The sequence below is a fragment of the Pseudoalteromonas sp. CF6-2 genome (genome assembly GCF_021729425.1).
In the GTDB taxonomy this organism is placed as follows: Bacteria; Pseudomonadota; Gammaproteobacteria; order Enterobacterales; family Alteromonadaceae; genus Pseudoalteromonas; species Pseudoalteromonas arabiensis.
Genome location: NZ_CP091442.1, coordinates 2754921 through 2770953 on the forward strand (window position 1 = coordinate 2754921; position 16033 = coordinate 2770953).

The following is a 16033-nucleotide window of genomic DNA, read 5'->3' on the forward strand; positions in this document are numbered from 1 at the left end:
GATTATGCACCAAAGTACCAGAAAATATGAGGGTTGAAGGCAGAATTAATGTAAACAGGTGTGTCAATTTTTACGAACAACGGCCTCTTAAGTTGAGCAAAATTCATAGTCATTGAAAAACTTTCACGAAAAAAATCTATCTAGACGTCTAAATGGCTGCTATATTGTCCTCATAGACGCAACTACAGCTGGAATGAGGATTATGGCTTTATCATTACAAGAGAAAATTGAAGACACCAATCAAGGTGTTTACCTTATTGGTACCACACCGCCTAAATCTGGCACTGATAAAGCTCAGCTTGAAACCATTGCGCAAAAGCTATTAGGTCGCTTACACGAAATTGAATACGATGGTGTGATTATCTATGACATTCAAGATGAAAGTAGCCGTACGGCAAAACCACGCCCATTTCCATTCAAAGAAACCGTCGATCCACGAGAGTACTCTCATTTATTACGTAACTTGTCTCAACAAGATGTCATTACGTACAAAAGCGTTGCTCAACGCGGTGAAGCTGAGTTTAACGAATGGCTAGCAGAAACTCGTAATGATTTTGATTTAAAAAACTTAGTGTTAGTTGGTAGCCCATCATCTCATGGCGATATCAAATTGAGCCTGCCAGATGCTTATAAAACACTTCAAAAACAAGATAATGATATATTTTTAGGTGGCGTTACTATAGCAGAGCGCCATGCCAGCAAACGCAATGAGCATGAGCGATTGCTTGAAAAAACGGAACAAGGTTGTCAGTTTTTTATCTCCCAAGCTGTGTATAACGCACAAGCCACAATCGATTTAATCACCAGTTATGCGCGTAGCTGTAAAGCGCTTAGCATTTCACCGAAACGAATTATTCTTACTTTCACACCCTGTGGTGGTGAGAAAACACTTGAGTTTATGCAGTGGTTGGGCATATCTGTACCAGAAGCAACAAAATGGCGCATGCTTGATTCCGCTAACCCACTGAGCGAGTCTGTACGTATTTGTCGTGAGAATCTAGACCTAATATTACAAAGCTGTGCGCATTTAAATGTACCGCTTGGCTTAAATATTGAGAGTTTAACTAACCGTAAAGAAGAAATTGATGCATCTATCAATCTTTACCGTTTACTTAAAGCAACGATGGAATTAAACCTAGCAGAAAAGCAAATAGCCTAAACACGCTTAGAGGCTTGCTTTTTCTCATACATATCTTCATCTGCACGTTTTAGTAATTCAGCAAATGTTTCAGCACGATGACCAAGTGCGGCATAGCCGATACTAAGGCTAAGCTCTGGCAAGCCCTGACTTTGCAGGTTTGCCTTAAACGTGCTTTCAAGCTTTTTCATAATCGTATCGATACAATCACCATTATTAACTTGAAGAAGCGCAACAAACTCATCACCGCCTAATCGACCGATAATATCAGCCTCTCGTAAGGTGCCTTTCATTGTGTCAGCAAGGCTAATTAGAGCTTGATCTCCTACCTCATGACCATAATTATCATTAAGCGGTTTAAAGTCATTAATATCAATAAATAAGCAGCATACTTCAAAGCCTAGACGAGCTGCTAGATTTAATTTATGTTGCGAAAGTAAATCGAGGGCGCGGCGGTTATAGATATTCGTTAATGGGTCTAGCATCGCAATTTCACGCATTTGTGCGAAACTATCTAACAGTGCTAAATCATCTTCAACCATGTCTCTAAGTTGCTTTATCAGCTCTATTAGGCTTGGTTGATAATGGGTTTGTTCAAAATCCATCACACAAAATGTGCCAAATGGCTCTCCATTGGGCCAACAAATTGGTACACCCAAATATGATTCAATACCATCTTTAATGTAGGGACTGTCATGCCACTGACTGTCCTCACTCACATGCGGGACATAAAGCAGTGCTAAATCACGCACCACTTGCTTACAAAAGATATTATCGTCAGCACTTGATTCTGCACCAACATCATAGGGGTTTTCTTGTTGTTGGCTTGACACAATGATGCGATACGCATCATCACTTTTCTGCACGATAAAACCAGCTGGCGCAGAAAATAGCTCAGTCATTAAATCGATTGTTTTTTGCCACTTTTGTAGCGAAAACTGGTTGTCCGGTTGACGAAATGCACATTTATTGGCTTCAAACATACTACACACTCAAATTAACCAGTGGATAGTTTAAATATACGCCAAATTTAACGACGTCTCGGACTTTTTTTTCCTAAAATACGTTTTTTATCTCGTGAACGACGTGCTTTATTGGTGTTTTTTCTGATTTGTTTCGGCTCTTTGCTTAAGTCAGGTTCATAACTGGGTAACCACTGCGGTGTAAGGCGTGTATCGAGCAGAATATCAATTTCATCAAGCAGGTATTGCTCGTCAATACTCACAAGCGACATTGCAAAACCTTTTTCACCCGCTCGCCCAGTACGGCCTATTCGGTGCACATAATCCTCTGCAACATAAGGCAGTTCATAGTTTATCACGTACCTTAAAGAGGCAATATCAAGACCACGCGCAGCAACATCTGTTGCCACAAGTACACGCGTTGCGCCAGATTTAAAGTTTTGTAGTGCCTTGTCACGTGCGCCTTGGCTTTTATCACCGTGGATGGATTCGGTTTTTAGTCCATCTTTACACATTTCTTTAGCAAGTAAATCAGCGGTTTGTTTGGTACGGGTAAATATCAGCACTTGTTGCCAGTTTTTCATACCAATCATATGTGACACCAACTCACGCTTGCGATCTTCATCAACCGCATAAACAACTTGCTCTACTTCTGTCGCAGCGGAATTACGTTTATTCACTTCAACCAACTTAGGGTCATTTAAGAGCTGTTTGCTAAGGTTAAAAATGCTGTCATCAAATGTGGCTGAAAAAAGTAAGGTTTGACGCGCTTTTGGCACATGTCGCAAGATACGTTTTATCTCGTCGATGAATCCCATATCAAGCATGCGATCAGCCTCATCAAACACCAAGGCATTAATGCTTGAAAGCTTAATACTGCCTTTAATCACATGATCAAGTAAGCGCCCAGGTGTTGCTACCACAAGCTGTGCGCCTTTTATGGCTTTGATCTGTGGCCCAATACTGGCACCGCCATAAGCAAGTGCTGCTTTAATTGCGGTGTTAGCGCCATAGCGCTCTACACTTGCAAATACTTGCTGAGCAAGCTCGCGAGTTGGCGTTAAAATAAGTATTTTAACCGTGTCAGGGAGTACCTTTTCAGATAACAAATTATGCAGTAGAGGTAACACAAACGCAGCGGTTTTACCTGTTCCTGTTTGTGCACTGCCCATCACGTCAGCGCCCGATAAAATAAGCGGGATTGTCTGCGCTTGAATTGCAGTTGGGGTTTGATAATTTTCCGCTTGCAGAGCTTCTAAAAGTTCGGGGGCAAGGTTTAATTCTGAAAAAGTCGCTACTGACATGATATGAAGTACATTGGCTATAAAGCGAGTATTGTACGCACATGGCCACAAACAAAAAAGGCGCTAATGCGCCTTTTATCTAAAACAGTACAATTAAGCGTGGTTTAGTGTACTTTTACGTTGATTATAAAAACTAATTAATTCATCAACCGTTGCTTGGCAGTACTCGCGAATGCCAGAAACAACCATGTGCTTTTCACCTGAGCCGACTTTCTCACCATTTTCTAGTAAATTAAATCGTAAGATAATTTTTCCGCGTTTGCCTGTGTAAGTGAAATCAGGTTCAACAAACTCAAGCTCTGGCTCTTCAATATCAAGACGCTCTAGATTAATTAGCATTGATTCATAAATAACCATAGGTCTTGCAGGGTTAATCATTACATCTTGTTTCGCCATTAATGGGATAATAACATGCGGAAATGCGGCACCTGAAAACTCAACATAGTTCTTAATCAAACTATTTGTAAGTTTAGCGCATTGGCTTACAGCCCCTTCACGCTTCACTTTAAGCATGATTTTATCACCATCAGTAATGGCAAATTCATCAGCCCCAGCAGGAAAAGTTAATTGCGATGTTTCATCCACCATGCCTGCAAAAGTGAATTCCATTTTCTCACTGATGCCGTATTGGTTTAATACAAGTGAAAAAAGAAGATCACCGGGTACACAAAACTTTTTTGCGTCGATGTCGTGAAGTGGATTGAAATCATCCGCTACAGACTTAGCAAAACGACTTCCCTGCTCACGAGAGATAGAAACATAATCAGCGTGCTGCTGATAATAAGGACTTAACATAATTGTTCACTGCTTAAACTACTTATAACCTGACTATTCTACCAGAAAAAATGGGGAGAGAGGTCGAATCTGTTCACAATTCAACGTTTAAGAACAAAAAACATAAGAGTGCTTAGAAAACACTCTGGGCGATCTTGTATCTTTTTGTACACAACCGTTACTAAATAAAAACTGACGAACTATTTCCACACAAAATCATTTAATAAAAAATCAACTAAGGCATTAACATGAGTATTTTTCCATGCATAGCTTAAATGGTGATAACCACCTACTGAAGTAGATGGTTTAGAGGCGAAAACAATAAAGCCGAGCTGAGCTCGGCTTTATTGTAGATTGCATAGTAAAGCTATGCTTGTGGATAATCCCGATAAGCACGCTCAATATTTTTCGCTTGCTTCTTCGATACACCAATATGCGCGAGTGCCACACGTAAACGTGCACGTGAAAGGTCAGAACCTAAAATTTCCATCGCATCAAGAACCGATGTTGATGAAGTCTTCCCTGTGATAGCCACAAAAATTGGCTCAAGGAAGTCTTTAATCTTCAATTCATGGAAAGTTGCAACCGCTTTTGCAATCGCAAAAATCTCTGACTTCTCCCAGCTGCGTAAGCCTTCAAGTTGCCAGATAAAGAACTGTAATGCTTGGCGAGTTACATCTTCACCCGCTTTACCTGCCGTTAATAGCGCAGGGTCGTAACTTGGAATACCACCCACAAAGTGACCCGCAAGGTCAACCATGTCTGAAAGCGTATTAATACGTGTTTTTGCTTCTGGTAATACTTTAGCGAATAGCTCAGAATTAAATTTCCAATCAACAAAACGTTGCATTAGTTCTGCATCAGATAAATTCTCACGGATCCACATACCGTTTAACCAGCTAAGCTTATCCACGTCGAAAATAGGCCCACCCAGTGATACACGCTTCATATCAAAGTGTTCAATCATCTCATCTAAGGTGAACTTTTCACGCTCATCAGGCATTGACCAACCCATACGGCCTAAATAGTTTAATAGCGCCTCTGGTAGGTAACCCATTTCTTTATAGTAATTGATTGAAGTTGGGTTTTTACGTTTCGATAATTTTGACTTATCTGGGTTACGTAGTAACGGTAAGTGGCCAAGTACTGGCGCTTCCCAACCGAAGTCTTCGTATAATTTTAATAGCTTAGGCGCTGAGTTGATCCACTCTTCACCACGGAAGATATGGCTAATTTGCATGTGGTGATCATCAACAACGTTAGCAAGGAAGTATGTTGGGAAGCCATCTGCTTTAAGTAGCACTTGCATGTCTACGTTTTCCCATGGGATCTCAATTTCGCCACGTAGGTAGTCGTTAAACTTAAACGTGCCCTCGCTTGGGATCTTCATACGTATTACGTATGGCTTACCTGCTTCAAGGTTCGCTTTGATTTCGTCTTCTGAAAGATTTAAACCACGACCATCGTATTTAGGGCGTAGGCCTTCGGCCATTTGCTCTTCACGCATTTGGTCTAGCTCTTCGCTGGTTGCAAAACAGTAAAATGCTTTACCCTGTTCAACTAACTGATGCGCAAATTTCTTATATAAATCGCTACGCTCAGATTGACGGTATGGACCAAACTCACCGCCCACATCTGGACCATGATCCCAGTTTAAGCCTAACCATTGTAAGCTATCCATAATAGCTTGCTCTGATTCTGGTGTACTACGAACTTGGTCTGTATCTTCAATACGTAACACAAACTCACCGCCTTGCTGCTTAGCAAAACAGTAGTTAAATAATGCGATGTATGCAGTACCTAGGTGCGGGTCACCTGTTGGTGACGGAGCAACACGGGTGCGAATTGTCATGGTTATATCTCTCAAAAGACAATTAAAAATTTGCCAAATGCTAGCACAGCACGGGCTATAATCGAAGTGAAAAGCCGCTTTATGCAGCGACTTTATCTAAATAAGCAATGATATCGTTTGATTCGTACAACCAAGTTACTTGGCCGTTTTCTTCAATACGTAAACAAGGTACTTTAATTTTTCCACCCTGCTCGTGTAACTCTTGACGAAATTGCTGGTTACCTTTCGCATCACGGGTTTCAATGGCTAAGCCTTGACGCTTAATAGCACGACGTACTTTTACGCAAAAAGGACATGCTTTGAATTGGTACAATTTAAATTGCGATGTCACTGAATCAAGTGCAGCTTGCTCAGCCGCAGGACGTTTTTTACTGCGTGGTGTAAAAATAAAATCAAAGAATAAAATAATGCGACCGAGTAACCAACGAACAAACTTCATGTAAAATCTCATACTGATTAAAATTGATGGTGGGCAATTTTAACACAGCAATAATCGCGACAACAGATTCAAAAAAGCTCTATTGAGTCATCAGGGCGTTTGCTCTCTTGAATCCCTAGCTCAGCGTACGATGTTACCTGATTACGACCATTATTTTTAGAATGATATAGTGCAACATCTGCTTTTTGAACAAGGCTTGCGACCATTTCAAACTCACAAATAGGTAAAAAACCGCAACTGACGGTTAGATTTCCAACTTGAGGAAAAGGATACTCTGCGACACAAGCACGAAAACGATTAAGTGCATTGCGCGCATCTGTTTCATCAGACGCTTGAAACAAAACAGTAAATTCCTCACCACCGTAACGAAAAACATAGTCTTCAATGCGAAAATTATTTTTAAGCAATTGGGCTACCAGTAAAATAACTTCATCACCAATAACATGACCAAAATTATCATTAACACGTTTAAAATGATCAATGTCCACCATCGCCAGATACCAGTGAGGATGGTATTGATGATCTTTTGGCTCAAGTGTCGCTTCTGCTGCGATATCAATCACTTTCTTATCAAAGGTTTGTCTATTTAATAGCTCAGTAAGGGGATCTAATTTAGACTTGTGTAGCAATGACAATTGGTTAGCATAGATATTTAGCATATAAATGGCTAACATACTTGAGCGATCTGAAAGCTCTTTTTCAGACTCTATCACCAGCACACCCATCACATTTCCTATATGGTAAATGGGCACATAGGTAGAAATAACCCCATAATTGCGGCTAATGCGAATTTTGTTGCGACTGACTTTCTCTATTAACTCACTTACTTCATGCTCATTTAACTCTTCAATAACTGAGTCTTTGTTAAGTAAACGAGCTGGTAGCCCAGGTTTGAATAACTTGTTCACATAAATAGCGAACCGTGAAAACTCTTCGAGCTCCGTCACCGCATTGATAAGCGCCTGATCAAGTTCAGGCTCTTCTTCTTGTTGCGTTATTGAGATTATCCAGTCATGTCCGCAAGCGTTTGCTGGCATTTAGAAAGCCCCCTAAACTAACTATAACTTTAGTCTAGTTAACTTTATAAAAATTACTAAAAAACTACAGTAAAATCATATCATCTCGATGGATAACTTCACTGCTGGGTGCAAATGCAAGTAGTTCGGTTATTTGCGATGAATGGCAGCCTTTAATTTGATCAATTTCTTGGTGGTTAAAATTAACAAGACCTTTAGCAATACACTGCCCTTGATTAGACACTACTTCAATCACATCACCGCGCTCAAACTGTCCTCGCACAGTCTTTACACCTTTTGCTAGTAAGCTCGCGCCACGCTCTTTAAGCGCAAGGCTTGCACCATCGTCAATCACTAATTGCCCCGTACTTTTAGGCCCTGCAAGTAACCACTTTTTGCGGCCATCTTTTGGCGCTGTAAGTTTTAAAAAACGTGTACCAGGAAGCTTGTCGGCCATGCAATTTAAAATCACATTTTTGCCCACACCTTTGGCAATAATCACCTCAACACCCGCGCGACGTGCAATATCGGCAGCTTGCAGCTTGGTTGCCATACCACCGGTTCCAAGTGTTGTACCACTGCCACCAGCAAGCTCTCTGAGTTCATCATTAATATGCTCAACTTCGTTGATAAGTGTTGCATTGGCATCAGAGCGAGGATCGCCAGTAAATAGCCCTTCTTGGTCAGTTAACAGTAACAGCTTTTCCGCATTTGCTAAAATCGCGACTAAAGCAGATAAGTTATCGTTATCACCGACTTTAATTTCGGCGGTGGCCACGGCGTCATTCTCGTTAATAATTGGCACCACATTGTGAGCAAGTAGCGCATTTAAGGTATCGCGAGCGTTTAAATAACGTTCACGGTCTTCTACATCGGCGCGAGTCAGTAGCATTTGCCCAACATTCACACCATATAAAGCAAACAAGCTCTGCCAAATATGAATAAGCTGCCCTTGACCAATTGCGGCCAGCATTTGTTTTTCAATCAAAGAACGGCCACAGGGGGTAACTAGTTGCTCGCGTCCAGCAGCAACCGCGCCACTTGATACTAAAACAACCTGATAACCCTGTTTTTTTAATTCGCAACATTGGCGAACAAGTTCAACCATATGTGCTTTATCTAATTTGTCTGTACCGCCAGTCAATACGCTCGTACCTAGCTTTACAACAACGACGTGTGGCCTTTGCATGTGTGTTTTAAAGTCTGTAATAAATAATAGAGAATTTATATATACCAGTTAACAGTTTTTGAACAAGTAAAAAAAATTCATGCTAGGATCACGCTCTCGTTTTTTACTCAATATCGACACCTATGCCAGCCAGTATATGCTTAATTATCGCGACCTTTTTATGGGGTAGCTCTTACATTGCGTTAAAGCACGCAATCAATATTTACGACCCTGTGTTAGTGATTTTTTTAAGAATGCTAACCACATTACTGATTTGCTTATGTTTATGGCGCTATGTGATCCGCTTTGAGTTTAAACAAGGTGACTGGAAGTATTTAATTGGTATGTCATTAGCTGAACCCTGTTTTTATTATTTATTTGAAGGGCATGCCCTTGAATACACGTCAGCATCACAAGCAGGGGTAATCGTCTCTTGTTTACCAATTATTGTCGCCATTTTGGCGTTCTTAATATTAAAAGAGTACATCAGTAAAGCTATTGTCGTTGGTTTTACCTTGTGTATTGGTGGCAGTATTTTATTAACGCTGTTATCACCAAGCACTGAACAAGCCCCTAATCCACTACTTGGTAACTTTTTAGAACTGATGGCGATGGTGTGCGCCGCCTTTTATACCGTAAGCGTAAAACACTTAGTGACACGCTATTCACCCCTTACCTTAATTGCAATTCAAGGTTTTAGTGGTAGCTTGTTCTTTGCGCCTTTTTTATTTTTTATCGAACTACCGAGCGAAAATCAGCATGATTTAAGTGCCCTATTGAGCATTCTATATTTAGGCTCATGTGTCACGTTAGGTGGCTATGGCATGTACAATTACGCCATCAGTAAAGTGTCGGTATTAACAGCTGCCGCCTACTCTAACCTCATTCCTATTTTTGCGTTAATTTTGTCAGCCATCCTACTAGGCGAAGTACTAACTGTGTGGCAATGGGTGAGTATTGCGGTGGTATTCGCCGGTGTTATTGTTAGTCAACGTCATCAAGAGCTCAAAGTTGACGTAGACGACGATAATTTATCAGCGGATACCAATAGCCTAAATTCAGTTCCTGACGCTAACGAATCAAAAGGATAACAGGTTAATAAATAAAGGCCTGATTGCGCTAAAAAGCCCTGTTCGCTTTGATGAATAACATCAATGCTGCGAACTTGATAGTGTTCAATCTGGCCATTTTGCAACTGCATAGAGAATTGCTCACCTACAGCGACATGTTTTAGAAATGCAAAGTGGGTGTCGTTATGACCGGCAATCACTACCCCATTTTTGCTGCCAAGTTCTCCACTTGGTAAAAAGTGCCCAGGGGCAAACGCAAGGTTTCGCCCCGACGCACCAGCAAGTACCGTCAACTCTTGCTGCTGACTTGGCCAATTTATGCGCGCGGTGACATAACCATCGGCGTAAAACCAAGGCCTCACTTGCTCATTAGGTCTTTGCAAAGCTTGCTGCCAAGCCGACTCAATTAGCGTCTGCGCAAGCCAAGCTTTCGCCTGCATATAACCGCCATTGGCAAGTAATGCGATGCCAAGTAAGGCGCTGCAAACTGGCAACGCTTTTTTTAGCGTCGCCATTGCCATAACCCCGAAAAAGCAAGTAACAGTAACCCAAGTAGCATAAATACGCGGCTTTGTCCGTCGGTTTGCGGTAGCGTCATGCCGTTAGGGAGTTTGTTGGCTACTTGCATTGAACGCTCTGCAATCTCATTACCCGCATAGTTATCAACCGCAATAAAGGCTGTAAAAGGGCTGAGCAAATGGTGCTGAAGTGCCAATGCTTCAACTTCTGCGCGCACCGCATCCTTTTCGTTATAAAGCAGCAGTGACTTAATTTTTTGTCTTGCCCAGAGTCTAGCAATACCTTCACCGTTTGCAGCATTGGCCGTTGCTAAGTTAATGGTCATGGGTCCTGTGTTTGTTTGCCCTTTTAACGTTAAGTACTGACTGCCATCAAGCTTCATGGCAACCAAAACCGGCTCTGAAAAATACAAGTCAGGTAACGGCGAAGGCCAGTATTCAAGTGCTGCTTTATCGCCTTCAAGCGCAAGCTCTGTAACAGCAGGATGTGCCAGCTTATCAAAAAGCAACTGCATTTTTGGCTGTACTTGACTGGTGCTACTAATAAAAGTAAAGGTACCACGGCCAATATCAGCCGCTCTAGTCATAAAAAAGCTATTAGGCGCACTGCCAATACCCACAGTAAAAAGCCTGCTGTCACCCAAGTCAGATTGAATTTGCTTAAATAACTGCGTTTCGTTACCCACACTGCCATCGGTTAAAAACACCACTTGGCGTACAAAGCCATCATGCTGTTTGCCATCAAGTACCTGCGTCAGTGCTTTTGCGATTTCGGTGCCACCATCTGCTTGAAGGCCATAAATAAAGCGCTCAGCGCGGCGAATATTAAAATCATTAGCAATCATCGGCGTGTCACTTAATAGCGAGACTTCGTTATCAAAACCTATGACATTAAAACTGTCATTTTCATCCAGTAACGATAAGGCATAAAACAAGGCCTGCCTTGCCTGCTCCATAGATTGACCATGCATTGAACCTGAGGTATCAACAACAAACACCATCTCACGGGGAAGCCGAGCTTGCGAGGTAAAGTGATCGCTTGGCGGCACTAGCATTAATAAGCCATACTCTTGCCCTGCGACTGTTTCGGTAAAAAATGCAGCCTGTGAGTGAGCTTTATCAAGGGGTTTAAATGTTAGCTGAAAGTCTCTATCCATCGGAATGTCACGATTAAGCGATAATTGATAACGGCCAAAACTCGGGTTATCGACTTGCATACAGTCTAAGTTGGCGTTGATGTAACTAAGCTCTAGGCCAATATCCATCGAAATTGCAAGGTTTAGGCTCGCATCAGACTCTTGGCTTTTAGCATGGTGAAAAACAGGTTTTAGCCAAGCTGATGCCACTTGCTCTGTGTCAGTTGTTGGCTCAAACTTTTTCTCTGTATTAACTGTTTGCTGAAGATCTGCCGTTAAAGGTTCGTATCGCGGCGTAATAGTGGTCGGAAAACGCAACGAAAATACACCATCACGAAAACCGATGATCTCTTGGTATTGCAAGGTAATTTCAATTTCTTCCCCTGCTCCAAGATTTGCCACATCAGTAGAGAAAATATTAGCACGTTGCTGGCGCACTAAAGCGGCACGTTTACCCTGCTTTTGAGCTTGCACAAATTGCTGTTCAGCCTGCTGCTTAAGCGTAATATTGCCTGTGATAATGCGCTCACCAATTTGCATTTGCATGGCATGCACAGCACTTTCATCAGGTAACGGAAACACATAGCGGGCATTGACCGCAAATGGATGTGGGTTTTGATAACGTTGTTTAACAACAACATGATTAATCAGCCCCGTGAGTGTCATAGTGACATCGTTTTTCACTAGTAACCCCGACGACACCTGTCTATTTGAGTCATCATAAAAACGCAATTCGGCACTAGCGTTAGCAGCGAACACAGGGCTAACAGCATAACCTAACAGCAGGATGAAAAGGCTCATGTATATGAGCCTTTTGGTACGTTTACTCAACATAATTAGTCACTCCATCGACCGATGAATTAGTGGTTACTTTGCGCTGTACGCAAACTACTTTGTGTCACAGGGCGCGTCGTCAATGTTACGCGGCGGTCAAAGATGTTGTCTTCGTAGTTATTTGAATCGGCAACACTTTGCTGCTCACCAAAGGCGGTTGCAGTTAAGCGGGTATGCGGCACGCCTTGTTTAATTAAGTAGCTTTGCACGGCATTTACACGCTGCTTTGAAAGCATTAAATTAGCCAACTCATCACCGCGCTGATCTGCAAAGCCATTTAAATCGATAGCCAGATTTGGCTGGGCAATCAGTAACTGAGCTACTTTGTCGAGTTGATTAGCAAAGTGCGGGGCAATTTCACTAGAGCCCGTTTTAAACTGCACCGTCATGGCCAGTAAAGTATTAAGCTGGGCTTGTAGTAACTGCTCTTTTTCATCCGCTAATAATTCAAGCTGCTCACTTAGGGCGGCGTTATCGGCTATCACTTGTTGGTAATCTGCGGTTTGCTCTTTCATTACGACTAATGCGTGAGCTTGTTCATCAATGGTGTTTTCTGCCGCTTCTTTTTCACCAATTAAGCCGCCTGCAAATGCGCCCACAAACGCGCCAATTGGACCGCCGACTAAGCCGCCAACTACGGCACCAGCACTAAGGCCTATCGCTGTTTCTTTTGGTGTATCTTGCTTTGTTTGATTTGCAGCAACCGCATACTGTGTTGTTGATAAAGCAGTGGTAATGACAGCGGCAATAATTAATTTTTTCATGGTTTAATCCTTTTTTTACTTAATTGCTTGGCAACATTGGTTGGTGTTGCGAACTTGGTATGGAGCTATTAAAACAAGTCGAAATGGCAATAAAGGGGATCAAAAAAGGCAAACTGCTGAGCAATTGTGGCAGAAAAATGGCAATCGCATTTTTGCCAGTACGCAAGGCAAAAAATTAGGTATAGTTCGCTATAGAAAGAATTTAAGTAAGTATTAACAATGAAGAAAATAGCAATCGTTGAAGATGAAACAGCAATCCGCGAAAACTACGCAGAAATGCTCAGTGCTCAGGGCTATCAGGTGGTAGGTTTTGCTGACAGAGCAAGTGCTGAACTGGCATTTAGTCAATCTTTACCAGACTTAGCCATTGTTGATATTGGTCTTGGCCATGAAGTAGATGGTGGTTTTTTACTTTGCCAAACTCTACGCAGCCTTTCTAAAACTTTACCGATTATATTTTTAACCGCTCGCGATAGCGAAATTGATACCGTGTGTGGCCTGCGCATGGGTGCCGACGATTATTTAACCAAAGACATCAGCATGGCGCATCTTGCTGCGCGAATTGGCGCACTATTTAGACGCCTCGATGCATTTGATCAACCCGCCGATCAAACCGCTCTTTTGCATCGCGGCACGTTAAAGTTAGATACCCAACGCATGCAGGTTTTTTGGCAAGAGCAACTGGTTGATTTAACTGTAACAGAATTTTGGATGGTGCATTCACTTGCGCAGCGTCCAGGTCATGTTAAAAGCCGTAACGAATTAATGAGTGATGCGAAAATTTATGTTGATGACAGCACGATTACCTCGCACGTAAAACGCATTCGAAAAAAATTTATTGCTTTAGATGATGCATTTGACTGCATTGATACAGTTTACGGTATGGGTTATCGCTGGGAGCAAGCTTAATGCTGCGTTTGGGGCTTAGAACAAAGTTTATTTTCTTATCCTGCTTTTTATTTTTATTACCTTGGCTTGGCTATGAGTATGTGTGGGAAATGGAAAAGTTCTTAAGGCAAGGGCAAGAAAAAACCTTAGTAGGCACAACACGTGCACTCGCCACCGCATTACATGAGCGCCCCGCTTTGTTTGACTCGCAAACCAACTTTTTAGATCAAGTGGTAAAAGGCCGTGATTTATACGCTTACAACCTAAATAACCCGATTCAACTTGATGGTAAACTGTCGGAGTGGCAGCCTTATCAAAGCTTATTTTGGCATTATGATAAGCGCTACTTACAAAGTTTAAGCAATGATCATCAACAGAGTGATCTTAGTTTTGATCACATGGTGGGCAAATACGAAAACTACCTTTATGCGGCGTTTAAAGTCACAGACAGCTCTTTGGTGTATCGTGCTAAAAATGTGCTTAGCTTTACCCGCAACGATCACTTACAGATCATGTTAAAAACACCTGCAGGTGAATTTAAACGTTATGTGGTGGCTGCCCGTCAAGATGGTTGGGTCAATGCCTTTGATGCTTCAACACAACAGCCGGTCACTAAAATTCAGGGGTATTTTAAAAGCACCGACACGGGGTATAACATAGAGCTGCGTTTTCCGCTTTCGATGTTAGGTAATAAGCTCGGTTTTGCGATTGAAGATTGGGATGAAGGCAAAGCTGAGCCTCAGCTTATGTCGACCTCAAACCTACAAAATCCCAATGATATCGGCTCTGTTTTAGTGCCTTCGCCAGAAATTAACCGTATTTTGAAAGGCATGGGCCACAGTGGCAGTCGAATTTGGGTCGTCGATAACCATCATCGTGTACTTGCGCAATCAGGCTCAATTCATCATGCCGATGGCGTTTGGGCAGATGGCCTAAAAGATGCGCCCGCAACAACGTGGTGGCAACGCTTTGAGCAAGATTATTTGCATCCTCTTTACTATAAAATATTAACTCGCCCAGAAAATGAATTTATTGATACCTTACATGATGTCGCTGCGATGCAAGGTACTCATATAGCCAGTGCTTTAAATGGTAAACCCGCATCATCATGGCGCTTAACCCCAGATAACAAAGCCGTTATTTTATCTGCTGCCTACCCTATTTGGATCCAAGATAAAGTGATTGGTGCAGTAATCGCAGAAGAAACCACCAATGGCGTGCGCACTCTGCGTAATAAGTCGCTAGAGAAGCTATTTAATGTCATTTTAGCGGTGATGCTTGTGGGCACTGTGACCCTGTTCTTTTTTGCGTCACGAATTTCCAGCCGTATTCGCCGCCTGCGTGATAATGCCGAACAAGCCATTGATGCCCAAGGGCGTATTACTGGCAAAATAACCTATGCCGATTCGAATGATGAAATTGGTGACCTTTCTCGTAGCTTTGCCAATATTGTTAGTCGTTTAAGTGGTTATACTGATTACTTAGAAAATATGTCATCACGACTCTCCCATGAACTACGCACGCCTGTGGCTGTTGTTCGCTCATCACTTGAAAACTTACAGATGCAGCCGCAATCTGAATTGAGTCAAAAATACCTCGACCGTGCCAGTGAAGGGGTTGAGCGGTTGGGTAAAATTATTACCACCATGAGCGAAGCAACGCGTCTTGAACAAAGTATTCAAAGCGCCGAAGCTGAAGAATTTGATCTGAGCAAGGTGATCACAGGCTGCATGCAAGGCTATCAAATAACCTATGGTGAAAGCCTATTTACCTTGTCGCTTTGTAAAGAGCCGTTAAATGTCAGTGGCGCACCCGAGTTTATCGCTCAATTGCTTGATAAGCTCATCAACAATGCACTTGAGTTTAAAACTTCACAAAGCACAATTTCAGTCAGCTTAATCAAGCAAGAGCAACATGCATTATTAAAAATCAGCAACCAAGGACCTCTGCTACCTGACGGTTTAGTTGAACACATTTTCGACTCAATGGTCTCGGTGAGAAGTCAGCAACATCAACAGCAGCCCCACTTAGGCTTAGGTCTTTATATTGTAAGGCTTATTTGTGATTACCATCACGGTAAAGTAGCCGCTGAAAATTTAGATGATGGCACGGGTGTTGTGTTTACTGTGGAGCTGCCTATTAAATAAGCGAATTTGTGTTACATATGATT

Annotated in this window: 14 protein-coding genes; 4 read left to right on the forward strand and 10 right to left on the reverse strand. The window is 42.1% G+C overall.

Annotated elements, in window-relative coordinates; all coding sequences use genetic code 11:
• Positions 1–202: 202 nt before the first annotated feature.
• Positions 203–1159, forward strand: coding sequence for a hypothetical protein (locus L3Q70_RS12760; RefSeq protein WP_062569552.1), 957 nt, complete (start codon positions 203–205; stop codon positions 1157–1159).
• Here the strand turns inward: L3Q70_RS12760 and L3Q70_RS12765 are convergent.
• From L3Q70_RS12765 to proB, 7 genes are all read right to left on the reverse strand, one after another.
• A complete protein-coding gene (locus L3Q70_RS12765) occupies positions 1156–2121 on the reverse strand; it encodes a sensor domain-containing diguanylate cyclase (protein WP_237114377.1) in 966 nt (321 codons plus the stop codon). The two genes, L3Q70_RS12760 and L3Q70_RS12765, sit on opposite strands and share 4 nt — an antisense overlap.
• Positions 2122–2168: 47 nt before the next feature.
• Positions 2169–3404, reverse strand: coding sequence for a DEAD/DEAH box helicase (locus L3Q70_RS12770; RefSeq protein WP_237114378.1), 1236 nt, complete (start codon positions 3402–3404; stop codon positions 2169–2171).
• A 93-nt stretch (positions 3405–3497) separates the two neighbouring features.
• Entirely contained in the window at positions 3498–4199 is a 702-nt protein-coding gene (locus L3Q70_RS12775) for a DUF3581 domain-containing protein (protein ID WP_062569549.1), read from the reverse strand.
• A gap of 346 nt (positions 4200–4545) precedes the next feature.
• Positions 4546–6030 (reverse strand): glutamate--tRNA ligase, encoded by a 1485-nt coding sequence (gene gltX, locus L3Q70_RS12780; RefSeq protein WP_062569548.1) that lies wholly within the window; start codon positions 6028–6030, stop codon positions 4546–4548.
• 79 nt (positions 6031–6109) lie between these two features.
• Positions 6110–6469, reverse strand: coding sequence for a glutathione S-transferase N-terminal domain-containing protein (locus L3Q70_RS12785; RefSeq protein ID WP_062569547.1), 360 nt, complete (start codon positions 6467–6469; stop codon positions 6110–6112).
• 68 nt (positions 6470–6537) lie between these two features.
• Entirely contained in the window at positions 6538–7506 is a 969-nt protein-coding gene (locus L3Q70_RS12790; RefSeq protein ID WP_062569546.1) for a GGDEF domain-containing protein, read from the reverse strand.
• A 64-nt stretch (positions 7507–7570) separates the two neighbouring features.
• Complete coding sequence (proB, locus tag L3Q70_RS12795; protein WP_062569545.1) at positions 7571–8674, reverse strand: glutamate 5-kinase; 1104 nt, start codon at positions 8672–8674, stop codon at positions 7571–7573.
• Between the two features lie 122 nt (positions 8675–8796).
• Here proB and L3Q70_RS12800 point away from each other — a divergent pair, with 122 nt between their 5' ends.
• The gene (locus L3Q70_RS12800; protein ID WP_237114379.1) at positions 8797–9744 is read left to right on the forward strand and encodes a DMT family transporter; all 948 of its coding nucleotides are present in this window, start codon (positions 8797–8799) and stop codon (positions 9742–9744) included.
• On the opposite strand, the gene L3Q70_RS12805 is transcribed toward L3Q70_RS12800, so the two are convergent.
• Genes L3Q70_RS12805 through pdsO form a run of 3 tightly spaced genes read right to left on the reverse strand, consistent with a single transcriptional unit; the run spans position 9651 to position 12975 of the window.
• A complete protein-coding gene (locus tag L3Q70_RS12805) occupies positions 9651–10238 on the reverse strand; it encodes a class GN sortase (protein WP_237114380.1) in 588 nt (195 codons plus the stop codon). The genes L3Q70_RS12800 and L3Q70_RS12805 overlap by 94 nt on opposite strands.
• Positions 10226–12211: a marine proteobacterial sortase target protein gene (locus L3Q70_RS12810; protein ID WP_237114381.1), complete on the reverse strand. Its 1986-nt coding sequence runs from the start codon at positions 12209–12211 to the stop codon at positions 10226–10228. The genes L3Q70_RS12805 and L3Q70_RS12810 overlap by 13 nt, the downstream gene beginning before the upstream one ends.
• Before the next feature lie 26 nt (positions 12212–12237).
• Entirely contained in the window at positions 12238–12975 is a 738-nt protein-coding gene (gene pdsO / locus L3Q70_RS12815; protein WP_062569541.1) for a sortase-associated OmpA-like protein PdsO, read from the reverse strand.
• Between the two features lie 219 nt (positions 12976–13194).
• On the opposite strand from pdsO, the gene pdsR reads away from it, so the two are divergent.
• Together pdsR and pdsS are read left to right on the forward strand one after the other, a co-directional pair.
• Complete coding sequence (gene pdsR / locus L3Q70_RS12820) at positions 13195–13884, forward strand: proteobacterial dedicated sortase system response regulator (RefSeq protein ID WP_237114382.1); 690 nt, start codon at positions 13195–13197, stop codon at positions 13882–13884.
• Positions 13884–16010, forward strand: a complete 2127-nt coding sequence (gene pdsS, locus L3Q70_RS12825) for a proteobacterial dedicated sortase system histidine kinase (protein WP_237114383.1) — start codon at positions 13884–13886, stop codon at positions 16008–16010. The genes pdsR and pdsS overlap by 1 nt, the downstream gene beginning before the upstream one ends.
• Positions 16011–16033: the final 23 nt, after the last annotated feature.